Below are 24,652 nucleotides of genomic sequence, written 5' to 3' on the forward strand. Positions count from 1 at the left end.
AAACACGTCCGGGTGGTTTGAATCGGCAGAATTGCTCGTTATGATGACCGGTTTTGCCGTGTGCCGTGCCATAAAAAAGAGAGCCCTGATGATGCAAGAAGCCTTTCCTGTCAGTTACATAGAACCGGTTTTTCGTCCTCCAAGTGAGGCGCACTCGTTGATCCTGCCGGTCACTAACGGCTGTTCCTGGAACAAGTGCACCTTCTGCGAGATGTACACGGCACCACAAAAGAAATTCCGTGCACGCGACGAGGCAGAGGTATTGGATGAGATTCGCCGGGTAGGGGAGCGCTACATCGTGCAGCGCATCTTTCTGGCTGACGGCGATGCCATGGTCTTGCCGACACATCGCCTGCTGCGCATTCTGCAGGCTATCTCAGAGCACATTCCGAGTGTCGAGCGGGTGACCTCTTACTGCCTGCCGCGCAACGTGAAACGCAAATCGGCCGAGGAGTTGCGTGAACTGCGGGACGCCGGTTTGGCGATGCTGTATGTCGGTGCCGAATCGGGTGACGACGACGTGCTGGAGCGGGTCAACAAGGGTGAAAGCTATGCGTCGACTGCCGATGCGCTGCACAAAGCGGGTGAGGCCGGGTTGAAGCGCTCGGTGATGATCCTTAACGGCCTGGGCGGCAGCGTGCTGAGTGATCAGCACGCCGACAACTCGGCGCGGCTGGTCAATGAGACTCAGCCGGAGTTTGTGTCTACCCTGGTGGTCAGCTTTCCCCAGGGCATGGAGCGTTTTCAGGCGCGCTATCCGGATTTTTCACCGCTGACACAGGATCACCTGTTCCACGAGCTACAGCGCTTTGTCAGCGCGTTGGCGCTGGACAACACTACCTTTCGCAGCGACCATGCTTCCAACGCGCTGGTGCTCAAGGGCGAGCTTGGTCGCGACAAGGCACGCCTGCTGGCGCAGATCGAAGAGGCCATCGCGCGGCCGGATTCGGCCGGTCTGCGCCCGGAGTGGATGCGCGGGCTTTAGCGTATAACTGAGGTCACAAAATATGCGCATGGTATTGATTGCATTTTGTTTTTTGTTGCTGTCTGGCTGCATGAAGCCATCGGATATGCAGCAGCAGGCCAGTTATTACATGGGTGATGCTGGGTTGCTCAATCATTACCGCATCCAGCGCAGCAGCACCTGGGTGCTGCAATCGGACTCCAAGCTCTATATCGCCCAAGGGCACTTCCTGCCGGTTGGCGAACCCTACGCTCGACCCAATGTCGTAGCAGAAGAGGCGTTTGCTGCAGCGGTTGAGGTCTTTCCGATGGTGCGTCGCTCGACGCAGCCGCTGGGGTTGGAAGAAGCCCTGCTGGAGGCGAAGGGGTTTGGTTATGACTACCTGCTGTACACCCGCTTTGCTGCGGCCGAAGATTCGGTTGGTAGCCGCGAAGAGTGGGAGACCTCTGAGCAGTGGGGTGATGTAGGTCGCGACCGCGGGGTGCTGCAGCTGATGCTGTTGGAAGTAGGCACTCGTCATCTGGTAGATTTCGCCCGCATCGAGACCCGCGGTGGTTTCCTGCAGTTTTATAATGCCTCGCCTGACGACCTGCTGCGCCCGCCGCTGCAGGACTACACCCGGCAATTGCTGGGCAGGTAACGTAGGCGCTGTTGGTGTTTTGTTGGCCTGCGGCAGGCGAAACGTCAACAGGCCCTAGGCAATAGGAGAGCCCATGTCCCGTCGTGCCCCACCTCCCCAGTCGCTACTCGACAGCATCCCCCAGCGCGGCGCCTTGCAGCGCCGTGACCCGGCGCCGGTCGACCAGTGGAATCCGCCGCTCAGCGGTGAAATGGACATGCGCATCGCGCGTGACGGCACTTGGTATCACGAGGGCGACCCGATCGAGCGTAAAGCGCTGGCGCAGCTGTTTTCCAGCATCCTTCGGCTGGATGATGACGGTCGCTACTATCTGGTGACCCCGGTCGAACGCTGGGGCATTCAGGTCGATGATGCGCCCTTTGTCGCTACACGCTTGCGTGTTGAGGGGCAAGGTGAGGACCAGCGTCTGTACTTTACTACCAACCTAGAAGACGAGGTGGCGCTGGATGCCGAACACCCGCTGCGGGTTGAGGTTGACCCCGATACTCAGGAACCTTCGCCCTATCTGCTCTTGCGTCGCAACCTGGAGGCGCTGGTGGGGCGGAATGTGTTCTACCAACTGGCCGAATTGGCCGTGGAGCGTGAAGACCGGGGCGTCACCCGGTTGGGCGTCTGGAGTTGCGGTCGTTTCTTTGCTCTGGATGGTAGCCGATAAGGCTGAACGGCGTCCGCGCCGTCCGGCGCGGAGCTATGATGATGCATCATTTTCCCCCATATCCCCCAAGAGGGGGGTGAATCCCGGTATCCCACCTCTTCTAGCATCAGGCTCTGATGATCGCATCGGAGCCCCCTCCCATGGCCTACCTGACGGTGAACGATGTCCGTCTGTATTTCGAGCGCTACCCTCAGCCCGGCAAACCGGTTCTGGTACTCAGTCATTCGCTGTTTTTCGACTGGCGCATGTTTGAACCGCTGATTGCGTTGTTGCAGAAGGATTTCGAGATACTGGTCTACGACCACCGGGGGCAGGGTAAAAGCAGTCGTGGTGGCGCCCGCGACATGGATACGCTGACCGAAGACGCGCTGGCGCTAATCGACGCCCTGGAACTGGCGCCCTGTTATTTTGCGGGCAATTCGATGGGCGGCTTTGTAGCGCTGCGTCTGGCCGCGCGGCATTCCGACCGGTTGCGTGGGTGCATCGTGATGGGCAGCAGCGCAGATCTGGAGCACCAGTTGGCTGAGTTTCAGCCTCTGGTGGAGCAGTTGGCCCGCGAAGGTGCTGCCGATCAAATCGATACCCTGATGTACATCATGTTCGGGGATGACACGCTGCGCAGCCCTGCCCAAGCGGCGCTCTGCGCCCAGTGGCGTGCCCGTATGCGCGAGCTGGGCAGTGAGATCGGTGCGGCGGCGCACGGTGTCATCAGCCGGGCGAGTGTGCTGCCTGAGCTGGCCGGGCTACAGGTGCCGCTATTGGTGCTTGCCGGCGCGCAGGACCACGCTTACAGCGTTGCCCAATCTGAGCAGATTGTCAGCGCCAGCGGCCGCGGCCATTGCAAAGTGATACAAGCGGCCGGTCACTCGGTCGCGCTGGAACAGCCGCAGCAGGTCGCCGAGGCGATCTGTTTATTTGCGCAAGAATAAACCCGGGGCCTGGCCCCGCTCATAACAACAACGACAGACGAGTAGCCCATGACACACACTCTCTCCCGCCAGTTGCGCGGCACCCTGATGTTCTCCCTGCTTGGTCTGGGCGTCGCGGCCCAAGCCGCTCCGGTGGATACCGCCGCGATGCTGGCAGCTGAAAGCGACGGCGCTCAATGGCTCAGCTATGACCGCACCTGGTCGCAGCAGCGCTTCAGCCCCTTGCAGCAGATCAACACTGAAACGGTCGAAAACCTGGGCCTTGCCTGGTCCATCGACCTGGATAACACCCGTGGCCTGGAAGCGACGCCGTTGTACCACGATGGCGTGCTCTACACCTCGCTGTCCTGGAGCCGGGTGATGGCAGTTGATGCCGGCAGCGGTGAGGTGCTCTGGAGCTATGATCCGCAGGTCAACAAGGCCAAGGGGCGTCAAGCCTGCTGCGATGCCGTGAATCGCGGCGTGGCGCTGTGGCAGGGCAAGGTGTATGTCGGCACGCTGGATGGCCGTTTGATCGCACTGGATGCCAAAACCGGCAAGCCGGTATGGACTCAACAGACCACCGACAACAGCAAGCCTTACACCATCACCGGAGCGCCGCGTGTACTCAACGATATGGTGCTGATTGGTAACGGTGGCGCGGAATTCGGCGTGCGCGGGTACTTTTCGGCCTATGACGCGGCGAGCGGTGAGTTGCGCTGGCGCTTCTACACTGTCCCGGCAGACCCGGCAGACGGTCCACAGTCCAGCCCTGCGTTGACCGAGGCGCTGAAAACCTGGAGCGATAAAACTGACTGGAGCCTGGGTGGTGGCGGTACGGCCTGGGACAGTATGGCCTATGATCCGCAGCTGAATCTGCTGTACGTGGGAACCGGCAACGGTGCCCCCTGGAACCGGGAGATTCGCAGCCCCGGCGGCGGCGATAACCTTTATCTGTCCTCCATTCTGGCGCTGCGCCCTGAAACCGGCGAGCTGGTTTGGCACTATCAGGTCACCCCTGGCGAAAGCTGGGACTACACCGCGACACAGCAACTGACCCTGGCCGAGCTGGAAATCGACGGCAAGCCACGGCAAGTCATCATGCAAGCGCCCAAGAATGGCTTTTTCTACGTGCTGGACCGGGCGACTGGTGAGCTGCTGTCTGCGGAGAAATACGGCAAGGTCACTTGGGCTGAACGGATCGATATGGCGACCGGTCGCCCGGTAGAAGTTGCCGGGGCCCGCTATGAGAGTGGTGAGCCGGTGACTATCTGGCCGAGCCCCTTCGGTGCGCATAACTGGCATTCGATGTCGTACAGCCCGCTCACCGGACTGGTGTACATCCCCTACCAGGAAGTACCGGCGACCTACGTTAACGAAGGGGGCGAATTCTCCCGCATTTCTGGCTTCAATACCGGCTCAGGGCTGGAGAACAAGGAAATGCCTGCCGCCTATACCACTGGCGCGTTGGTGGCGTGGGACCCGGTCAAGCAGGCGGCCGCCTGGCGAGTGGAACGTCCCACCCACTGGAATGGCGGGACACTGGTTACCGCGGGCAACCTGGTGTTCCAGGGCACGGTTGCAGGGCAGCTGGAGGCGTACAGCGCTGATCAGGGCAAGGCACTATGGCAGTTCCCCACCCAGACAGGTGTTGTGGCAGCGCCAATGACCTATCAGCACGAAGGCCAGCAATACATCGCGCTCATGGCCGGCTGGGGCGGGGCCGCAGCTCTGTATGGTGGTGAGGCCTTCGCTAATGCGGGTGTGCGAAACGTTAGCCGGATGCTGGTCTTCAAGCTCGGTGGCCAACAACAGCTGCCGACCCTGGCCGGCCCGACACGGGTGGAGCGAGAGCCGCAGCCGGTCGTAGCAGCAGCCAGTGACCTGGCCGCAGGGGAAGAGGTTTACGCCCAGTACTGCGCTATCTGTCACGGTGCCGCGGCTGTTGGTGGCGGTGTCCTGCCGGATCTGCGCTACTCCTCGGACGCGATCCGCGGTGCCTGGGAAGCCATCGTGTTGCACGGCGCGTTTCAGGGTAAGGGCATGGCAGCCTTCGGTGATAGCCTGACCCCAGAGCAAGCCAACCAGATCAAGCTGTATGTCATGCAGCGTGAGTACGAGAGTTGGGTGGAGTCGATGAAGCAGGCGGAAGAATAAGTAACAGGCTGTAGTCAGGGTGTGACTCAAAATTCGTTTTGAGTATTTACTCTAAAACAGGGGGTTCGTATCATGGGGGTGTTCGGCAGCAGGCCAGCACCCTCATATCTGCTATGCTGAAAACAGACCTGCCGACAGCACGCTGTCGGTAGTGAATAACAAAAAGAGGCTGTCCGAGACAGCCCGTGCTCGGCATGGATCGACCTCATGAACAGCAAAACCCTGGCACGCCTGGTGCCGCTGCCTGAATCTGGGTATGTCGGCAATGACGAGATACCCCTGCTACTGACTACCAAGATCACTGCGCCCCGTCGTGGCCGAGGCATATTGCCCAGGCCTCGCTTGGAACAGTACGCCGAGCACCTTGGCGAGCGGCGCATCAGCATTCTCAAAGCACCTCCCGGGTTTGGCAAGACGACACTGGCCACCATCTGGGCTGAGCGGCTGGGCGCACTCGGTCACTCGGTGGCGTGGCTATCGCTAGATGCCGAAGATGACAACCCCCAGCGCCTGCTCTACTACCTTTCCGCTGCCTTGAACAGGGCTTGCCCGCAGGTGGGTAACGCCTGTCTTGGGCGCAGCACTGACCTGTGCCTGCAGCGTAGCGAGGTGCTCGCCAGTCTGCTGATCGAGGAGCTTTCGTTGCTGCAGCAGCCCTTGACGCTGTTTATCGATGATTATCACTGCATCGATGACGCGGTGCTGACCGAGGCGCTGAGCTTTTTGGTACACCGTGCGCCGGCGCTGTTGCATCTGGTGTTTGTTGGCCGGCGAGAGCTGCCCGAAGGCATTGTTGACCATTACTACGCAGACGAGCGGCTGGAGATCGACAGCGCGCAATTGCGCTTTGAGCTGGAGGAAACCCGCGACCTGATGCGCAAGGGAGGAGTGCAGCCCGAGCAGGGCGGTGATCTCAACTTGCTCCAGTTGGCCTCCGATGGCTGGATTGCCGCGCTGCGCGCTTATCTGCTGACGCCTAGCCCAACTTCGATACGCAATACCCCGCGCAGCTTGAGCAACCTGTTTGACGATGTTCTGCGCCAGTTGGATGAGCACGTGCGTCTGTCCCTGTATCTGGTTGGCCTGCTGGACAAGTTCAGCGCAGGCCTGTTGCAGACCCTGCTGGGCGGCGTCAAGGCGCACGAGTTGCTGGGGGTGCTGCGCCAGCGCCAGTTGTTTGTGACGGCGCTGGATGACCAGCACACCTGGTTTAGCTTGCACCCGCTGTTTCGTGACCATCTGCGTGAGGGCTGTCTGCGGCTGCACGAGTCCCAGGCGCGCGAGTGCATGTTGGGTGCTGCGCATTGGTTTGCCGAGCGCGAAATATGGCTGGATGCGATTCGCCTGGGCCTTGCGGCTGGCGCCGTACCCCAGGTGCGCGAATGGATTGAGCAGAGTGCCAATACGCTGATAGAACAGGGCGACTTCAGCACCCTGGTGGCGTTGGAAAAACGCTGGAAGCTGCAGTCGGACGACTGTCCGCTCTCGCTCAAGGTGGCTCGAGCCTGGGCGATGGGGCTGTCGCAGGAACACCAGTCGGCAATGGATCTGGTGGTAGAGCTGGAGGCAGAGCTGGGTGGGCCAGGAGATGACCCCGCCCGGGCGGACCTGTATTGGGAGGTGCAATCGCTCAAGGTCATGCTGTGGGCGCTGGATGACCGCTACTCGCTGGTCTCGCCGCTGGCTTTTGACTGCTATGCCGCCGGCCGCTGGCGCCCCTGGACACGGGAAGTGCTGGTGAATGTGATTGCTGGCGCCCACCTGCGAGCCTGTCAGTGGGAGAAGTTATATGCCTTGCCCCCTGTGGAAGCCATGGATCGCGGCAATCGCGGGTATTTCTTGCATGCCTGCTATCGTCAGTCGCTGTATGCACTGGGTGAGTACTATCAGGGGCGGGTGGTCCAGGGCATGGCGTCGCTCGACGCCCTGCTGGAGCATGTAGATGAGGTGTACTCGCACGGCCTTTCGCGCCCCAATCCGGTGCTGATGGCGCTACCGCGTGGCATGAAGGCCTATGCTCACTACTTGCGCGGAGAGCAGGAGGCCGCTGAGGTCAGCCTGCAGGAAAGCATGCCGTATATCTGCATGGGCAGCTTTATCGAATGTATCGCCTTTACTCATACCGCGCAGGTGCGGCTGCTGTCACATCAGTCGCGTTTTGCGCAGGCCAGGCGAACCCTCGACAATCTGGAGTCGGTGGCGCTGGCGCGTGACTGGCCGCGTTTGCAGGCGCGAGCACTGCTGGAGCGGGTTCGTCTGCATTTGCTTGAACGCAAGATGCGCGAGGCGCAGGTTTGCTGTGCTCTACTGCAACAGCTGGCAGAGCTGGAAGGGTGTGATGAATGGGTTGATCGGCGCTATTTCGCGCTGCTTGCCCGGCTATGGCTGGCGCTGGATGCGCCGCAGTGTGAGGCGTCGTTGCTGGACGAAGGGTTGCAGTTGCTCGATTGGTTGCAAAGCCGCGAGCTGTGGCTTTATCACACCGAGATGGCTGTGGTGCTGGGGCTGCTGCTTAGCCGGGAGCGGGGCAGCGACGCTGCCGAGCCTTTGCTGCTGACAGTGCTGGAGCAGGTCCGGCACAACGGTGCGATAAGCCTATTGTCCGATGTGCCCTGCAACGAAGCGGCTGCTCTGTGGCGTCGGCTGTGCCCAGTGTCGCTGCAGAGCGAGTTTTCGCAACTGCTGGGTGATACTCAGGAAGATTGCAGTGCCGCGCTGTTAGCGCTGACAGTGAAGGAGCGTCAGGTTGTACAGCTCGTCGCCGAAGGCAAGTCCAACAAGCAGATCGCACGTGATCTGAGCGTCACACCCGAAACCATCAAGTCGCATATGAAGAGCATCTTTGCCAAGCTGAAGGTGGACAATCGCGCGCAGGCGGCGGTGATGCTGCAGCAACGCTAGCGGCGGTAAGGGCAAGCTATTAGCCGCAAGCCGCAAGCCGCAAGCCGCAAGCCGCAAGCCGCAAGCCAGAAGCAAAGGTAAAAGTGGGGAGGGAATGGAAGCGGTCAGCTTGTAGCTTGCCGCTAAAAGGAGCCCTCCCCCGTGCCGCCCGGAGCAGCGGAAACGGCAGGGGGAGGGCGTAGGGGTTAGCGGATACCCGCAGCGCGTAGCGCGTTGGGCGTAAAGTCCGCCGATGAGCCTTCAAAGCTGAAGTCGTAGTTCTGACGTTCCTCGTTGGTCATACCCAGCGCCATGTAGCGGCCATTTTGCAGGTCGTACAAGGTTTCGAGAGCGTAACCGGGTACCTGATGGTCGAAGCGTTGCAGGGCAATGGCTTCGGCGACACGCCACAGGCCGCCGCGACCGTCGTAGTGGTCGATGGCTCCAGCCTGCCAGTTGTCCTCGTCAATGAAGAAGTGGCGCTTGGCGTATACGTGGCGCTGACCTTCCCTGAGGGTGGCTTCGACTTCCCACACACGGTGTACCTCATAACGCACCAGGTCCTGATTGATGTGGCCGGGCTTGATGATGTCATCGTACTTCACATCCCGCGAGGCGATGGCGAAGTTGTTGTAGGGGATCAGCAGTTCGCGTTTGCCTATCAGCTTCCAGTTGTAGCGGTCTGGTGAGCCGTTGTAGAGGTCGTAGTTGTCCGAAACGCGCGTGCCGTCAGCGCTAAACGCCGGGCCGTCATAGGCAACCTGCGGGGCGCGGCGTACACGACGCTGGCCAGCGTTGTACATCCAGGCAGCGCGCGGCTCCTTGAACTGGTTGATGTTCTCGTGCACCAGCAGCACGTCACCAGCCAGGCGTGACGGTGAGAGGATGCGCTGGGTGAAGTAGAACATCAGGTTGTCGGAGATCTTTGGGCCGTAGTCGGTCAACGCGGTAGCGAAGCTGAAGGCATCCTGCAGAACCACCATGGTGTTAGAACCGTTGGCCTGCGGGGTGGCCTGAGCCATAACCCGCGTGAAACTGCCGCCGCGGTAGCGCGTGATGTGGTTCCAGATGACTTCGATGCCGCTTTGCGGAATCGGGAACGGGTAGGCGGTATCGAAGTTCTCCAGACCATTGCCGCCTTCAGCCAGGTTGGTGTTGACCGCGTTGCGGGCAATGGCGTCGAACACCTCCTGCGGTACCGTAGCGCTGCGATTGGTCTTGAATACCCGCAGCTTGTAGGTTTCGGGATAGCGCGTCAGCATCGCCTTCTGGCCATCGGTCAGCAGCTCTGCGTACTGGTCCATGTTGGCAGCGGTGACGGTGTACAGCGGCTGTTCGCCGGCAAAGGGGTCAGCGTAGAAGCCATCGCTGTCGACGGCGGCGGCGTCTTTGGCCATGCCGCCGGTCCACTCGGGGATAGTGCCGCTGGCGTTGCCGGCGCGTTCGGCACCCATTGGTGTCAGGCTGGATTGCAGCTTGGCTGCTTCGTCAGGCGATACGGCAGCGCTAACCGACAACGCCAGTGCACTCAGAACGGCGCCGCCGAGCAGTTGCAGGGATCGTTTTTGCATCATTTTCATCGCTTGCTCCGTTGTTATTAGAAGTTGACGCCGACGCTGACGGCGACAAAGTCACGGTCGGTGTTCGGGTTGTAGTCGCCGCCAAAGAAGTTGGTGTAGCTGACGTTGGCGTTGTACTTGTTGTTGTACACAGCGGTCAGGCCGAGGCTTGCGGCCATCGAGCCTTCAACGAAGTTTGGACCTGTGCCGTCAACATCGTGAGAGAAGGCAAGACTGGGCTTGAGTGTCACGCCTGCAAAACCGGCGTATTCCATGTTGACCAGGGCGCGGTAGCCCCAGGAGCTGGTGGTGTAGAAGCCGTCGTCGTTGCAGTACTTGGGTTGTGCGGCGTTGATGCCCTGACAGGCACCTGCTACCGGCAGTTCGCCTGAACCGTACAGCGAGTCGCGGCCATAGCGAAGCTCACCCATACCGCTGTTGATGCCGCTGATATGGTTGTATCCCACTTCGCCGATTAGGGTCATGCTGCGTGCGCCCAGTACGTTGTCCAGAATGTGCACAGCGGTCATCTGCGCCTGGGTAACTGGGAGGCGCTTGTAGCCCTGAAGCTCGGTGCCTGCGACGATCGGTACGCCAAATACAGCGCCCGGTACGTGTCCGCTGCTGCTTAGAGGGGTGATAGGGTTGCCTAGCGCTGCGCCTACCAGGTCATTGGAGCTGATCTGCACGGGTTGGTTGGGGCGATAGCTGACTTCGCCAGACAGTGCGGTGCCACCAAGGTTGGTCTGGAAGCTCATGCCGTAGATACGAATGTCTTCGGGGTAAGCCAGGAAGTAGTTGCCCAGCAGTGCCACATCAGTCTGGCCTGTCTGCGAGTTTGGCTGCGCGCCGGCCACAGTCTGACCGCCTGCAGCGATGGTGTTGAAGGTTGGCAGTCGGCTGTGGATGTTCATGAAATACAGGCCGAACTCGGTCTGGTTCAACTGCTCCGCGTAGTAGCGGAACGAGGCACCAAACTGGCCTTCATCTTTGGCATCACGGTCTGCGGCGCGCGGCACGTACACGAAGGTAGGGTCGCCGTTGGCGCCATTCTGGCTGCCGCCGACGCCGACCTGGTAGCAGCCGTCAGCCAGCGTGTCACTGGGCGAGAAGAAGGTACCACAGTTGTCGATGACGGTTTGATCCCACTCCAGCTGGTAGAACAGTTCCATCCCCAGGTTGTCGGTCAGACTCTGGGATAGATACAGCATGTTTACCGGAATCAGACCTTCCTTGATCTCCGCGCCAGGGCGACGGAAGGCGGCCACGTCAATTGGGTTGATGCTGTTGATGCCGTTCTGGATAAAGGTGCTTTCGCCCCAGCTCACCACCTGCTTACCAATACGCACGGAACCCGGCATGTCGCCGATGTTGTAGTTGTGGTAGAGGAAAGCGTCGAGCAGCTGTACGCCGGAGGCTTGGGCTGCCGTCTTGCGATTGTCATCGCTGATGTCGTACAGGTCCTGGCTGCCGTCCTTGAGCTCAAAGTCGTACCAGTACTTGCCGCGCAGAAAGACGCCGGTCTTGCCGTACTGCAGTGACAGGTCATGGATGCCTTTGAAAATCGTCGAGAAGGCATCGCCCTTGTCGAAGTTCAGGCGGTTGTCGTCGGTGTTGGCGGCGTTGGCATTGCCACCGTTGTTGGCCCAGATGTGGTCTTTGTCTGGGCTGGCCGCCGCCCAGCTGGAACCGACAGAGATACTGGAGTCGAACTGGCCTTCGATATCACCGATATCAAAACGCACAGCGTGGGCAGGTAGAGCAGAGGCCATCGCAACGGCAACTACCATGGGCTTCAGGCTGCATTGCAGCATTTTTTTTGTTTTTGTACTTGTCATGTTGTCCTCGCGCCGGGCGCTTGTTGTTATTGAGGATCTCTGGTTGCGGTACGGGACGGGCTCCTGCCGTCGCGTTTATCACCGCTGTAACTGACTCTATGCGTATGCCCCGGCGGTTTATCCCCCCCTAATGGGGGAGCGCGGGGGAGGGGCTCGCACGCTTGCGCAAGCGGTTTGGTGGTACATAATGCGGGCGGACTAACTGCTTCTGTCGCAAGGAGAACTGCTGATGACTACCCCTGCACTTTTTATTGGTGCCAACGCCGCAGGTGGCGTTGCCATAGCCCCGCGTATGGCCAACCGTCACGGGCTGATTGCCGGCGCCACCGGTACTGGCAAGACCATTACCCTGCAGGTGCTGGCGCAGGCGTTCTCCGATCTGGGCGTGCCGGTGCTGGTACCCGATATCAAGGGAGATTTTTCCGGTATCGCCAAGGCTGGTGTGCTCAGTGACAAGCTCAATGCCCGTGCGGCCCGAGTAGGCATCAGCGACCTGCAGGTGGCTGCGGCACCAGCGGTGTTCTGGGATGTGTACGGCGAGCAGGGCCATCCGCTGCGTCTGACTATCAGTGAACTCGGGCCGCAGCTGCTCAGCCGCCTGTTGGGGCTTAACGAGACCCAGAGCGGCATCATCGACATTCTCTTTCGGGTGGCCGATGACGAGGGCTGGCTGTTGCTGGACATGAAGGATCTGCGCGCCATGCTCAACCATCTGCACGAGCAGCGCAGTGCTCTGGGGCCGCGTTACGGCAATATCTCGTCAGCCAGCGTCGGCGCCATCCAGCGCGCGCTGTTGCGCTTGGAGCAGCAAGGTGCAGAGCAATTGTTTGGCGAGCCGGCGGTGTGTCTGGATGACTTTCTGCAAGTGGACGAGCAGGGGCGTGGGGTAGTCAACATTCTGCATGCCGAGCGTCTGTACCGTGATAGCCCGCTGGGCTACGCCTGCATCCTGTTGTGGTTGTTGTCAGAGCTGTTCGAACAGTTGCCTGAGGTGGGTGATGCCGACAAGCCGCGCTTTGTGCTGTTTTTTGACGAAGCCCACCTGCTGTTCAAGGATACCCCCAAGGCGCTGCTGGATCGTATTGAGCAGGTGGTGCGGCTGATTCGCTCCAAGGGCGTGGGCGTGTACTTTGTCACGCAGAATCCGCTGGACCTGCCCGACAGCGTACTGGCTCAGCTGGGCAATCGGGTGCAGCATGCGCTGCGGGCCTTTACCCCGCGTGACCAAAAAGCGGTGCGCGCCGCCGCTCAAACCTTTCGAACCAACCCCGAGTTGGACACCGAGGCAGTGATCACCGCGCTTGGAGTCGGTGAGGCACTGGTGTCAGTGCTCGACGACAAGGGTACGCCCTCGGTGGTGCAGCAGGTGTTGATCCGCCCGCCGGCCAGCCAGATGGGGCCGCTTACTGCGCAGGAGCGCAAAGCCTTGCTGGAGGCCTCGCCGCTTAAGGGTGTCTACGACCAGCCGGTGGACCGGGAATCGGCCTTTGAGCTACTCAAGCAGCAGGCCGAGCGGTCCCTGTCCGAGCAAAAGCCACAGACACGCACGCAGGGCAGCCGTCGCGCCCCGCGAGAAAAAAGTATGGCCGACGAACTCGGCAGCATGGCCAGCGCGTTCGGCCGCAGTGCCATGCGCGCCTTCGGTACTCAGCTGGGTCGCCAGATCATGCGCGGCCTGCTTGGCTCACTGCGCAGCCGCTGACGGTTACATTCAAGCGCGTGCACAGGGATAATGTCCGCAGCTGAAAGGAGAACTGAATGCCCGCGCTTGATCTGACCCTGTTGTTGCCTTTGATTTCACTTGCCTTGCTGGCCGGCTGGGGGCTGACGGCCTGGCTGTTGATGCGGCGCAGCGCCACGCTGCAGGTGCAGCTGGCTGATGAGCAGGCGAAGCTGAGTGAGGCGCAGATGGCGACGCAGCAAGCGCAGCTGGAGCTGCACCAGCAGGGCAGCGAGCGAGTTGCGCAGTTGACCCGCATCGAGCACCTGCAGGAGTCGCTGGCCGAGCTGCGCGACCAGCAGCAAACTCTGCAAACCAGGCTCAGCGAGCAGCAGGCGCAGCAACAGCATTGGCAACTGCAGGCCGAGCGTGCGCAAACGCTGGGAGCAGAGCAGGGGCGGCAACTGGATGAGCTGCGCAACGAGCGTCAGCGGCTGCAGGGGCGTCTGGATGCCGTGCAGCACGAATATGAAGAACTCAAGGTGCGTCACTCCACGCTGGAAAGCTCGCTGGAGCAACGCCAGCAGCACTTTGCCGAGCAGCAGAAACTGCTTAAGGATAGCCGCGAGCAGCTGAAGATGGAGTTTGAGCAGCTGGCCGGCAAAATCTTCGAGTCCAAGGGGCAGGCGTTTTCGCAGACCAGCCAGGAGTCGCTCAACGCGCTGCTCAAACCCTTCCGTGAACAGATCGACCAGTTCCGCGCCAAGGTCGAAGATATCCACCACAAGGATACGCAACAGCAGGCCACGCTATCGGCCGAGCTGAATCATCTGAAAGAACTGAACCGCCAGATCACCCAGGAAGCCCATGACCTGAGCACCGCGCTGCGCGGTCAGAAGAAAACCCAGGGCAACTGGGGTGAGCTGATTCTGGAGAATGTGCTGGAGCGTTCCGGCCTGCGCGCAGGTAAGGACTTCCAGCGCGAGGTCAGCATCAACAACGCCGAGGGCAAGCGCCAACGCCCCGACGTGCTGGTCTACCTGCCGCAGGACAAGCACCTGATCATCGATGCCAAGGTGTCGCTTAACGCCTACACCCGCTACATCAACAGCGAGGATGAAGCCGAGCGACGCATCGCGCTGAGCGAGCATGTGCAGTCGGTCAGTGATCGCATCCGTGAGCTGTCGGACCGCAACTACTTCGAGCTGCCGGGGCTGAATGCGCCAGAGATGGTGTTCATGTTCATTCCCATCGAGTCAGCCTTCGTTGAGGCGCTGAAGGCCGATGAAGGGCTGTTCCAGAAGGCGATTGAGCAAAACGTGTTGGTCGCCACCCCAACCACGCTGTTGACCAGTCTGAATATCGTGCGTCAGCTCTGGCGCTTTGAGGATCAGAATCGTCATACCGCTGAACTGGCCGAGCGTGCCGGCAAGATTCACGACAAGTTGCGGACCTTTCTGTCCAGCATGGACGGCATTGAAGGCAGCCTGGAAAAGGCCTCACAGGCGTATCGCAAGGCGCGGGATCAACTGGTCGATGGGCGCGGGAATTTGGTCAAGCAGGTTAACGAGTTCAAGGAGTTGGGCGTCTCGGTCAAGGCAGAACTCAGCGAGGAGTGGACCGATCGCGCTGCGCTCGAGCTGTCCCACGAACGCAGCGAACAGACGCCCTGATACGGTGCATTGCCCCGGGCCGGAGCAACTACTCAGAGGTGGAAGTCACCGTTGGCTTCCGGCTGATAGAGCACATCAATGATTTTTAACCGCAGCGGGCGCCCGGCCGGGCCCTGCCAGTTGATGCTCTGACCGACCTTCAGACCAATCAAGGCCATGCCGACCGGCGCAAGCACCGAAATCGTGCCGGGGCGGCCGGCCTGATCCGGATAGACCAGTGTCAGCACAAACTCTCGCTCACTGGCTTCATCCGCAAACCGCACCGTTGAGTTCATCGTGACCACGTCGCTGGCAATCTGCTTGTGGCCGATGACCCGGGCGCGCAGCATCTCGTCCTCCAGCGCTTCGAGCATTTCCAGAGGGGCTGGTATGTCAGCCATTACCTTCTCCAGACGTTGCACATCCAGACGTGTCATCACGATTGCAGGGGATTTGTTCATGGCGAACGGCATTACTCCTTGATCAGAGTTGAGCATATAAAGAGACAGTGGGAATACATCGGCAGAACGCCGACTTGTCGACCCTACCAGATCGGGGCGGGGTTACAAGATGGTGAGTGTATCCAATTATGCGCAATTGTGGTGCACGAAAAAGCTGTCCAGGTGGTCAGTGAGTCAAGTTGGTGCACGTCGCAGTGCGCCAGGCCTGTGCATCCCGCGAAATCAGGGCGCGCTTGTATGGCATGGCACTTGCTCTGTATTTCGGGATTTTTGCAGGAAGACGAGTACGCATGACACACGCCTGGCACCTTGAGCAGCACGACAGCGCACTGAACTGGCAGGCCGGGCTGCGGCTCGGTTTTGTACGCACCGGCGCACGCACTCAGCTTGCTCACACCAGTCACCGCGGCCCGCTACGCGTGCAGCGTCCCTTCACCCCGGAAGGGGTCGATTGCCCGCATCTGTACATCCTGCATCCGCCGGGTGGCCTGGTCAGCGGTGACAACCTGCGCCTGCAGGCTGACATGCAGCAGGACGCCTGCGCGGTACTGACCACGCCGTCGTCCGGCAAGTTCTACCGCGCTCGCGACAACGGCACGCTGCAGGTGCAGCACAACCGCTTTTCGCTGGCGCAAGGCAGCTGCCTCGAATATCTCCCGCAGGACAGCATCGCCTTCGAGGGCTGCAATGCCCGCATGATCACCCGCATTGATCTGGCCGCAGATGCCCGCTGTGTTGCCTGGGATTTGCTCTGCCTTGGCCGCCCCGCGGCGGGTGAGGGCTTCAGCTATGGTCAGGTAGACCAGCGGCTGGATGTCTGGCGCGATGGCCGTCCGATCTACATCGAACGCAACCAGTTCGTCGGTGGTGATCCCTTGCTCGAAGCACGCTGGGGCCTCGGCGGCTGCGGCGTCAGTGGCACCTGGCTGGCGACCGTGCAACTGGACCGTCAGCAGATGGATGACCTGCGCGAGAGCCTGACCGATTGCCCCGAGCTGGCGCTGACCCAGCGCAATGGGCTGCTGATCGGTCGCTATCTTGGGCTGCATGCCGAGCACGCCCGCAACACCTTTATTCGTTTGTGGCGGCAGCTGCGACCGTTGATCAACGGCCGTGAACCCTGTGCACCACGCATCTGGAACACTTGAGATGGAGCCCTCTTCATGGAGCTGACCCCCCGCGAGAAAGACAAGCTGCTGCTGTTCACTGCCGCGCTGCTGGCCGAGCGCCGGCTGGCCCGTGGTGTGAAGCTGAACTACCCCGAGTCGATGGCCTATATCAGCGCCGCCATCATGGAGGGCGCGCGCGACGGCCGCAGTGTTGCCGACATGATGAGCTATGGTCGCACGCTGCTGACCCGCGAGCAGGTGATGCCCGGTGTGCCGGAGCTGCTGGCCGAGGTGCAGATCGAAGCCACTTTCCCGGACGGCACCAAGCTGGTCACCGTTCATAACCCGATTCCGTAGGAGCCCAGCATGATTCCAGGAGAAGTGCAGACCCGCCCCGGCGTGCTGCAACTGAACGAAGGCCGCGAGACCTTGGTGATCAGCGTTGCCAATACCGGCGACCGCCCGGTGCAGGTCGGCTCCCACTACCACTTTGCCGAGACCAACCCGGCGCTGCAGTTTGATCGTGATACGGCGCGTGGCTTTCGTCTCAACATCGCCGCTGGCACCGCCGTGCGTTTCGAGCCGGGCCAGAGCCGCGAGGTGGAACTGGTGGCGCTGGCAGGTGAGCGCAAGGTCTACGGCTTCCGTGGCGACGTCATGGGCAGTCTCTGAAACCGGGTTAGTGACAGGAGCATAAGATGGAAATCAGCAGACAGGCCTATGCGGAAATGTTTGGCCCGACCACCGGAGACCGGGTCCGCCTCGGTGATACCGAGCTGTGGATCAGCGTCGAGAAGGATCTGACCCGCTACGGCGAAGAAGTGAAATTCGGTGGCGGCAAGGTCATTCGTGATGGCATGGGGCAAAGCCAGCGTACCCGCGCCGAGACGCCGGATACCGTCATTACCAATGCCTTGATTGTGGATTGGTGGGGCATCATCAAGGCCGATGTGGCGATCAAGGAAGGCAACATCCAGGCTATCGGCAAGGCGGGCAACCCGGACATTCAGCCCGGTATCGATATCATCGTCGGGCCGAGCACCGAGGTGATTGCCGGTGAGGGCATGATCCTTACCGCCGGCGGTATCGACGCGCACATTCACTTTATCTGCCCGCAGCAGATCGATGAGGCGCTGATGTCGGGCGTCACCACCATGATCGGTGGCGGCACTGGCCCAGCCACCGGCACCAACGCCACCACCTGCACACCGGGCGCCTGGCACATCGGCAAGATGCTGCAGTCGGCCGAGTGCTTTCCGATGAATCTGGGCTTTCTCGGCAAGGGCAACGCCAGTCTGCCGGACCCGCTGGAAGAGCAGATTCAGGCCGGTGCCATGGGCATGAAACTGCACGAAGACTGGGGCACCACCCCGGCGGCCATCGACTGCTGCCTGAGCGTGGCCGATGCCTTCGACGTGCAGGTGGCGATCCACACCGACACCCTGAACGAATCTGGTTTTGTGGAAGACACCCTGGCGGCAATCAACGGCCGGGTGATTCACACCTACCACACCGAAGGTGCTGGTGGCGGTCACGCACCGGACATCATCAAAGCCTGCGGTGAATCCAACGTGCTGCCGTCCTCGACCAACCCGACGCGGCCGTACACCATCAACACCGTCGATGAGCACCTCGACATGCTGATGGTCTGCCACCACCTCGATCCGGCCATCGCCGAAGACGTGGCTTTTGCCGACTCGCGCATTCGCCGCGAGACCATCGCCGCCGAAGACATCCTGCATGACCTGGGTGCCTTCTGCATGATCTCCTCCGACTCGCAGGCCATGGGTCGCGTCGGTGAGGTGATTACCCGTACCTGGCAAACCGCGCACAAGATGAAAGTGCAGCGTGGCCCGCTGGAAGGCGACGACGACTGGTCCGACAACGCGCGGGTCAAACGCTACATCGCCAAGTACACCATCAACCCGGCCATCACCATGGGCTTTGGTCATGTCGTCGGCTCGATTGAAGTCGGCAAGCTGGCGGATCTGGTGCTGTGGAAGCCTGCCTTCTTCGGTACCAAGCCAAGCCTGATTCTCAAGGGCGGGGCCATTGCGGCTGCGCCCATGGGTGACCCGAATGCTTCCATCCCGACGCCGCAGCCGGTGCACTACCGGCCGATGTTCGGCGCCTTCGGCCGGGGCATGGACACCACCTGCCTGACCTTCGTCTCGCAGGCGGCGATTGATGCTGGCGTGGCGGACAAGCTGGGCCTCAAGCGTCGTCTTGAGGCCGTGCGCAATACCCGCACTATCAGCAAGGCCGACATGAAACTGAACGATTATCAGCCGGACATCAGCGTCGATCCGCAGACCTATGTGGTCAAGGCCGACGGTGTTGAGCTGCTTTGCGAGCCGGCTGACGAGCTGCCATTGGCGCAGCGTTACTACCTGTTTTAAGGAGAGCACGATGCTGGAATGTCATGCCTGGCTGGAAGAGTCCGGCCCCCATGACCACGTACTGGAGCTGACCTACGAGCTGCGCACCCGCAGCCGCCTGCGCGCCGAGACGGTCGCCGGTGATGAAGTTGGTCTGTTTCTGCCCCGTGGCCGCGTGCTGGCGCAGGGCGATCGCTTGCAGTGCCTGGATGGCAGCGTACTGATGATTGCGGCCGCGCCAGAGACGCTGTCGCGCGTGGTCTGTGACGACACCCTGAAACTGGCCCGCGCGGCCTACCACATGGGCAACCGCCACGTAGCGCTGGAGGTGCATGCGACCGAGCTGCGCTACCAGTGCGATCATGTGCTGGACGCCATGCTGGTCGGCTTCGGGCTGGAGGTCGAGCAGATCACCGCGCCGTTCAATCCGGAGAAGGGCGCCTATCACAACCACAGTCACAGCGTCGCGACGCCTGCCGCGCCGCTGCTGCGCCTGGCAGGGCACGCACATGACTGAGCTGAGCCCGGTCGCCGATCTGGCCCTGCTGCGCGTGCTGCAGTTGGCCAGTCCGGCGCTGCCGATTGGTGCCTACGCCTACTCGCAAGGGTTGGAGTACGCCATCGAGCAGAACTGGGTGAGCGACATCGACAGCGCCGCCCACTGGCTGGACGGCTTGCTGGGTCACTCGCTGGCGAAGCTGGATATTCCGTTGCTGCTGCGCCAGTACGATGCGCTGGAGCGGGGCGATGAGGGCGCGCTGTTTTCCTGGAATGACTGGCTGCTGGCCAACCGGGAAACGGCAGAGCTGTACCTTGAAGACAGCCAGCAGGGCGGGGCGCTGCTGCGCCTGCTCAAGTCACTGTCCGTGCCGGCGGCGCTGGAATGGCCGCAGGGCGAGCCGATTGCGCTGATGACCGCACTGGCGATGGCCGGGCAGTACTGGCAGACCGGCGCCCGCGCCTTGGCGCTGGGTGCGCTCTGGAGCTGGCTGGAAAACCAGACCGGCGCCGCTACCAAGCTGATTCCGCTCGGGCAGACCGACGCCCAGCGGTTGCTGGATCGCATGCTGCCCGATTTGCCTGCGGTGGTGGATACCGCCGCCACACTGTCCGCCGATGATCTCGGCGCAGGGTTACCGGGCCTGGCCTTTGCCAGCGCCCGCCATGAACATCAATACACCCGATTGTTTCGATCATAAGGAGCACTGACACATGACTTCCAGACCTGCACTGCGGGTAGGCATCGGCGGACCGGTCGGGTCCGGCAAGACCGCGCTGGTTCGCACCCTCTGCGAGCGCCTGTATCCGCACTACAACCTGGGCGTGATCACCAACGACATCTACACCCGTGAAGACGCCGACTTTCTGCTACGCCACCAGGCGCTGCCGGAAGATCGCATCCTCGGTGTAGAAACCGGCGGCTGCCCGCACACCGCGATTCGTGAAGACGCCTCCATGAACCTGGCGGCGGTTGCCGAGCTGCAGGAGCGCTTCCCGGACATGGAACTGGTGCTGGTAGAAAGCGGCGGCGACAACCTGGCCGCGACCTTCAGCCCGGAGCTGTCTGACCTGACCCTCTACGTGATCGACGTTTCCGCCGGTGACAAGATTCCGCGCAAGGGCGGCCCGGGTATCACCCGTTCTGACCTGCTGATCATCAACAAGACCGATCTGGCCCCGCTGGTTGGTGCCGATCTGGACGTGATGGACCGCGACGCCAAGAAGATGCGCGGCGAGCGTCCGTTCGTATTCTCCAACCTCAAAAGCGGTCAGGGCGTAGAGCAGATCATCGAATTTATCGCTGCCCAAGGCATGCTGAAGGCCCCGCCGAGCGCAGCCGTCGGTCAGTAAGGTTTTGTTAAAGCGCTGATCAGCTCCAGATGCCAAGGGCTTTGGGGGATCAGCGCTTTTTTATGCGCGGACTCATCCGCGTTTTCCGGAAACGCGTTTCTCTCGGCCTGTAGGCGCCGCGTACACTAACGGCTGAATGCAGTGTGGATGGCGAAACGGAGTAGACATGAAAAAAGTACTGGTACTGACAGCCATGCTCGGCCTGCTGGCAGGCTGCTCGGATAACAACGAAGTAGGGGATGTATCGCTCGGGGTATTTACCCTCAAGGACATAAAACTGCACTCGCTGGTCGACCCAGAGGTGCCTGGTGTGACTTGTCATATCGCTTCAATCGAAGCCAACCTCAGCTTTTCAGACCCCAGCGACAGCGCTATTTCCTGCCGTCAGACCGGCGAGATAACGCCGCAGATGATCGCGCAGATTGATAAAAGCGATTCGGGTGAGATTGTCTTCAGGCAGTCCAAGAGTGTGTTCTTCAAGACCATGAAGGTGCGGCGTATCTACGATCCGCAGCACCAGACGCTGATGTATTTGTCTTACTCCACCAAGGAAACCACCGGCAGCTTCAAACACAGCCTGTCCACGGTGCCTTTGTGGGGCACTGCTGCCTATCAGGCTGGGCAGCCGCTGGCTGACTAGCGCGATGCGTTTGCTGCGGGCACTGATTAGACTGTCAGGACGATTCGTTGCTGGAGTAGCAGGATGCAAAATCTGAAGCAGATAGGACTCTTTGTACGTACCAACCTGTGGATCGTCCCGCTGGCGCTGCTGCTGGTGTGGTTGTTATTTCGCTTTCTTGATCCGGCGCCGCCCAAGGTGCTTGTCATGACCACCGGCAGCGAAAGCGGTAGCTACCATCAGTTTGGACTGGCCATGCAGCAGGAGCTGGCCAAGCAGAATCTGGAGTTGCAGCTGCGCCCCAGCCGTGGCTCGCTGGATAACCTGCAACGTCTCACCGACGGTAGCGGCGAGGTGCAGCTTGGGCTGATCCAGAGCGGTACCGAACAGCTGCTGGCACCTGCGCAGCGCAGTCAGCTGATGGGATTGGCAGCGCTCTACCACGAACCGCTGTGGTTGTTTCAGCGTCAAGACGTGAACATCACCCAGCTGTCAGATCTGCAGGACAAGCGTGTGGCGGTGGGCAGTGAAGGCAGTGGCACCTGGGCGGTATTAAAGGGGTTGTTTGAGCAGCGTCAGGATGGTGCGCGGTTGGAGCTGTTGAACAACGGCCTGTGGCGCAAGATGGGCAGTGCCGCAGCCGCCGATGCGCTGCTGGCTGGTGAGCTGGACGCAGCGTTCTTGGTGTTGCCAGCTGACAACCGGCTGGTCACCCGCCTGGCGGCTAACCCGGAGGTGTCGCTGGTCAATCTGGCTCAAGCCGATGCCTATGCCGCACGGCTTCACTTTCTGGAAGCGCTGGAGCTGCCCAGAGGGCTGTTGAATATTACGGCCAGCATGCCGCCGCAGGATACCAAGCTGCTGTCGCCGGTCGCTATGTTGGTAGGTAATCAGGACTTTCATCCGGCACTGACGGCCGTGGTGCTGGAAGCTGCGCGCAAGGTGCTGCGCGAGGGCAACCTGCTCGACAAGCCGGGGCGCTTTCCGGCCGGTGAGCCCATGGGGCTTGAGTTGAGCAAGGAGGCGGACTACTACCACCGCCAGGGTATGCCTTTTTTACAGCGCTACCTGCCGTTTCAGGTGGCCTCGGCGATTGATCGCTACGTGGTGCTGATCATTCCCTTTATCGCCATCATGTTTCCGCTACTCAAGACCATGGGCCCACTGTATCGCTGGCGCGTGCGTGCTCGGGTGTACCGCTGGTACGAGCACCTGCGGCGCATCGACAAGCTGATCTACAGCGGCAAGATCAAGCAGCAATACGCCGAGCAGATTCAGGGGCTGAAAGCACTGGAGTCGGAGCTGAATCACGTTGATGTTCCGCTCTCCTATGCCCACGAGCTCTACAGCCTGCACTTGCACGTGCGCTACATGATTTACCGGCTGGAGACGCTGCAGGCTGAGGAAGAGGGCGGCGAGAAACCTTCGCCGGCCTGAGCGCTGACAAAGCAGGTAACCTGCTCGATCACCGGCGCCCAGTGCTGAAAGGGAGAGGCCAGGGTGAGCAGGATCTTGATGTGGCCGATATCTGCCAACACCTCACTCTGGACGCTGACGTCCTGCGCTTGCAGCGCCCGGGTCAACTGCTCGGTATTGCGCTGCGGGTCAACCAGGTCGTCGTCTGCGCCGGCCAGCAGCAGTGCGGGCGGACTCTTTGCGCTCGCGTGGACCAGCGGCTGTGAGTCGACCGGCGTTTGCGGGTGATAGAAAACCGGCTGCACGTCCGGGTTGATGATCGGCAGAAAGTCATAGGGGCCCGCCAGGCCGATCCAACCGCTGAGTATGTCGGGCGAGAGGTTCTCCTGCGCCAGCCAGCGATCATCCAGCGCGAGCATGGCCGCGTTGTAGGCGCCGGCGCTGTGGCCCATGACAAACAGCGGGCCGTTCGGGCTGCGCCATTCGCCTCGGTGTGCCTGCGTCCAGGCCAGCGCCTTGGCGCTATCGCGCAGAAACTCGGGGTAACGCACCTCGGGGTAGAGCCGGTAGTCGGGGATCACGGCGATCATGCCGCGACTGGCCAGCGCCTGCCCGACAAACCGATAGTCAGCGCGCTCGCCGTTGCGCCAACTGCCGCCGTAAGAGAACACCACTACGGGGGCGTCCGGTTTCAACTTTACTGGCAGGTAAACGTCCAGTCGCTGGCGCGGCAGCTCACCATAGCTGAGGCCTGCAAGGGTGTCGTAGCCGCTGCTCGGCACCAGCCAGTTGACCGGTGCCAGGGCTGAGCAGCCGCCCAGCAACATCGTGAGCAGCACCGACAGAGTGCGCAGTAACCGCATGGAACCCCCTCAAATTCGCATGATGAGCAGCGTATAGGCTGTTACAAGCTATTGCGTTTGTCTTTCGCGCAGCAGCGCTTGCACCTACCATGGCATGGTAGCCCGGAGAAGAGGTGAGCATGAAGGATGCGTTAAGCGCGGCGCAGGACGCGATAGACAAGGTACTGCTGGGCAAGTCCCATTCGATCAAGCTGGCACTGGCATGCATTCTGGCCAAGGGGCACTTGCTGATTGAGGATTTGCCGGGCATGGGCAAGACCACGCTGTCGCAAGCGCTAGCCCGGGTGCTGGGCATGAGCTACCAGCGTATTCAGTTCACCAGCGATCTACTGCCCGGCGATATCTTGGGCACCTCGGTGTTTGATCGCAACAGCGCCCAGTTTGTCTTTCATCCGGGGCCCATCTTTGCCGAGTTGATTCTCGCTGACGAGATCAACCGCGCCACACCCAAAAGCCAGAGCGCACTGCTGGAGGCGATGGAAGAAGGGCAGGTAACGGTGGATGGGGCAACCCGTCAACTACCCGATCCCTTCTTTGTGATCGCCACGCAGAACCCGGTATCGCAGTCCGGCACCTTTGCGCTGCCTGAATCCCAGCTCGACCGCTTTCTCATGCGTCTGTCGCTTGGCTATCCGAGCGAGGCTGCTGAAAAGAATCTGCTGATGGGAGCCGAGCGCCGTACTCGCCTGGACGCGGTTGAGCCGATATTGGGGCATGAGCAGTTGCGTGCGCTGCAGGCGCAGGTGCCGCAGGTGACCGCCAGCGAGGCGTTGGTCGATTACATTCTGCGCCTGGTCAACCACACCCGTAACAGCGACAGCTGCGCCTGGGGCTTGTCTCCACGCGCCAGCCTGGGCTTGCTGGCGGCTGCGCGGGCCTGGGCCTTGCTGGAACAACGCCATTACGTGATTCCTGAAGACGTGCAGGCGGTGCTGCCCGCGGTTGTCAGCCACCGCTTGCGGGCAACCAACGACCCGACCGGGCATGGCGGTGACAGCCTGGCGCGCTGGCTGCTTAACGAGGTCTCGCCGGTGTGACTGCC

The 24,652-nt window shown here is 61.2% G+C and carries 22 protein-coding genes; 18 read left to right on the plus strand and 4 right to left on the minus strand.

Annotated elements, in window-relative coordinates; all coding sequences use genetic code 11:
* Positions 1 to 88 precede the first annotated feature (88 nt).
* From HV822_RS16300 to HV822_RS16325, 6 genes are all read left to right on the plus strand, one after another.
* Positions 89 to 985: a radical SAM protein gene (locus tag HV822_RS16300; protein WP_396264931.1), complete on the plus strand. Its 897-nt coding sequence runs from the start codon at positions 89 to 91 to the stop codon at positions 983 to 985.
* A gap of 22 nt (positions 986 to 1,007) precedes the next feature.
* On the plus strand, positions 1,008 to 1,604 hold the full coding sequence (locus HV822_RS16305) for a DUF4823 domain-containing protein (protein ID WP_238871296.1): 597 nt from the start codon (positions 1,008 to 1,010) through the stop codon (positions 1,602 to 1,604).
* A gap of 73 nt (positions 1,605 to 1,677) precedes the next feature.
* Positions 1,678 to 2,259 (plus strand): DUF1285 domain-containing protein, encoded by a 582-nt coding sequence (locus HV822_RS16310; protein ID WP_238871298.1) that lies wholly within the window; start codon positions 1,678 to 1,680, stop codon positions 2,257 to 2,259.
* Positions 2,260 to 2,399: 140 nt separating this feature from the next.
* Positions 2,400 to 3,188, plus strand: coding sequence for an alpha/beta fold hydrolase (locus HV822_RS16315; RefSeq protein WP_238871300.1), 789 nt, complete (start codon positions 2,400 to 2,402; stop codon positions 3,186 to 3,188).
* 48 nt (positions 3,189 to 3,236) lie between these two features.
* A complete protein-coding gene (locus HV822_RS16320; RefSeq protein WP_238871301.1) occupies positions 3,237 to 5,324 on the plus strand; it encodes a PQQ-dependent dehydrogenase, methanol/ethanol family in 2,088 nt (695 codons plus the stop codon).
* A gap of 207 nt (positions 5,325 to 5,531) precedes the next feature.
* Positions 5,532 to 8,225, plus strand: coding sequence for a LuxR C-terminal-related transcriptional regulator (locus HV822_RS16325; RefSeq protein WP_238871302.1), 2,694 nt, complete (start codon positions 5,532 to 5,534; stop codon positions 8,223 to 8,225).
* 185 nt (positions 8,226 to 8,410) lie between these two features.
* Here HV822_RS16325 and HV822_RS16330 read toward each other — a convergent pair whose 3' ends face one another.
* Both HV822_RS16330 and HV822_RS16335 read right to left on the minus strand, forming a co-directional pair.
* Positions 8,411 to 9,784, minus strand: coding sequence for a DUF1329 domain-containing protein (locus tag HV822_RS16330; RefSeq protein ID WP_396264932.1), 1,374 nt, complete (start codon positions 9,782 to 9,784; stop codon positions 8,411 to 8,413).
* Positions 9,785 to 9,801: 17 nt separating this feature from the next.
* On the minus strand, positions 9,802 to 11,601 hold the full coding sequence (locus HV822_RS16335) for a DUF1302 domain-containing protein (RefSeq protein WP_238871304.1): 1,800 nt from the start codon (positions 11,599 to 11,601) through the stop codon (positions 9,802 to 9,804).
* 229 nt (positions 11,602 to 11,830) lie between these two features.
* Here HV822_RS16335 and HV822_RS16340 point away from each other — a divergent pair, with 229 nt between their 5' ends.
* Both HV822_RS16340 and rmuC read left to right on the plus strand, forming a co-directional pair.
* Positions 11,831 to 13,303 (plus strand): helicase HerA-like domain-containing protein, encoded by a 1,473-nt coding sequence (locus HV822_RS16340; protein WP_238871305.1) that lies wholly within the window; start codon positions 11,831 to 11,833, stop codon positions 13,301 to 13,303.
* Between the two features lie 56 nt (positions 13,304 to 13,359).
* Positions 13,360 to 14,934: a DNA recombination protein RmuC gene (rmuC, locus tag HV822_RS16345; RefSeq protein ID WP_238871307.1), complete on the plus strand. Its 1,575-nt coding sequence runs from the start codon at positions 13,360 to 13,362 to the stop codon at positions 14,932 to 14,934.
* 32 nt (positions 14,935 to 14,966) lie between these two features.
* Here rmuC and rnk read toward each other — a convergent pair whose 3' ends face one another.
* Positions 14,967 to 15,374, minus strand: coding sequence for a nucleoside diphosphate kinase regulator (rnk, locus tag HV822_RS16350; protein ID WP_238871308.1), 408 nt, complete (start codon positions 15,372 to 15,374; stop codon positions 14,967 to 14,969).
* Positions 15,375 to 15,664: 290 nt separating this feature from the next.
* Here rnk and HV822_RS16355 point away from each other — a divergent pair, with 290 nt between their 5' ends.
* From HV822_RS16355 to HV822_RS16395, 9 genes are all read left to right on the plus strand, one after another.
* Positions 15,665 to 16,522 (plus strand): urease accessory protein UreD, encoded by an 858-nt coding sequence (locus tag HV822_RS16355; RefSeq protein WP_238871310.1) that lies wholly within the window; start codon positions 15,665 to 15,667, stop codon positions 16,520 to 16,522.
* A gap of 15 nt (positions 16,523 to 16,537) precedes the next feature.
* The gene (ureA, locus tag HV822_RS16360; protein ID WP_083725878.1) at positions 16,538 to 16,840 is read left to right on the plus strand and encodes an urease subunit gamma; all 303 of its coding nucleotides are present in this window, start codon (positions 16,538 to 16,540) and stop codon (positions 16,838 to 16,840) included.
* Between the two features lie 9 nt (positions 16,841 to 16,849).
* Complete coding sequence (locus HV822_RS16365; RefSeq protein WP_238871312.1) at positions 16,850 to 17,155, plus strand: urease subunit beta; 306 nt, start codon at positions 16,850 to 16,852, stop codon at positions 17,153 to 17,155.
* Between the two features lie 26 nt (positions 17,156 to 17,181).
* On the plus strand, positions 17,182 to 18,882 hold the full coding sequence (gene ureC / locus HV822_RS16370) for an urease subunit alpha (RefSeq protein ID WP_238871314.1): 1,701 nt from the start codon (positions 17,182 to 17,184) through the stop codon (positions 18,880 to 18,882).
* Positions 18,883 to 18,892: 10 nt separating this feature from the next.
* Positions 18,893 to 19,378 carry an urease accessory protein UreE gene (gene ureE / locus HV822_RS16375; RefSeq protein ID WP_238871316.1) on the plus strand — a complete coding sequence of 162 codons (486 nt, stop codon included), beginning with the start codon at positions 18,893 to 18,895 and terminating at the stop codon, positions 19,376 to 19,378.
* Positions 19,371 to 20,060 (plus strand): urease accessory protein UreF, encoded by a 690-nt coding sequence (locus HV822_RS16380; RefSeq protein ID WP_238871317.1) that lies wholly within the window; start codon positions 19,371 to 19,373, stop codon positions 20,058 to 20,060. Before ureE ends, HV822_RS16380 begins: the two co-directional genes overlap by 8 nt.
* Before the next feature lie 13 nt (positions 20,061 to 20,073).
* Positions 20,074 to 20,712, plus strand: a complete 639-nt coding sequence (gene ureG / locus HV822_RS16385; protein WP_118129559.1) for an urease accessory protein UreG — start codon at positions 20,074 to 20,076, stop codon at positions 20,710 to 20,712.
* A 166-nt stretch (positions 20,713 to 20,878) separates the two neighbouring features.
* Positions 20,879 to 21,352 (plus strand): CreA family protein, encoded by a 474-nt coding sequence (locus HV822_RS16390; protein ID WP_238871318.1) that lies wholly within the window; start codon positions 20,879 to 20,881, stop codon positions 21,350 to 21,352.
* A 63-nt stretch (positions 21,353 to 21,415) separates the two neighbouring features.
* Positions 21,416 to 22,768 carry a TAXI family TRAP transporter solute-binding subunit gene (locus HV822_RS16395; RefSeq protein ID WP_238871320.1) on the plus strand — a complete coding sequence of 451 codons (1,353 nt, stop codon included), beginning with the start codon at positions 21,416 to 21,418 and terminating at the stop codon, positions 22,766 to 22,768.
* On the opposite strand, the gene HV822_RS16400 is transcribed toward HV822_RS16395, so the two are convergent.
* The gene (locus HV822_RS16400) at positions 22,708 to 23,610 is read right to left on the minus strand and encodes an alpha/beta hydrolase (protein WP_238871322.1); all 903 of its coding nucleotides are present in this window, start codon (positions 23,608 to 23,610) and stop codon (positions 22,708 to 22,710) included. The genes HV822_RS16395 and HV822_RS16400 overlap by 61 nt on opposite strands.
* A gap of 119 nt (positions 23,611 to 23,729) precedes the next feature.
* On the opposite strand from HV822_RS16400, the gene HV822_RS16405 reads away from it, so the two are divergent.
* On the plus strand, positions 23,730 to 24,647 hold the full coding sequence (locus tag HV822_RS16405; RefSeq protein ID WP_238871324.1) for an AAA family ATPase: 918 nt from the start codon (positions 23,730 to 23,732) through the stop codon (positions 24,645 to 24,647).
* Positions 24,648 to 24,652: the final 5 nt, after the last annotated feature.

The sequence above is a fragment of the Halopseudomonas maritima genome (assembly GCF_021545785.1).
Classification (GTDB): domain Bacteria; phylum Pseudomonadota; class Gammaproteobacteria; order Pseudomonadales; family Pseudomonadaceae; genus Halopseudomonas; species Halopseudomonas maritima.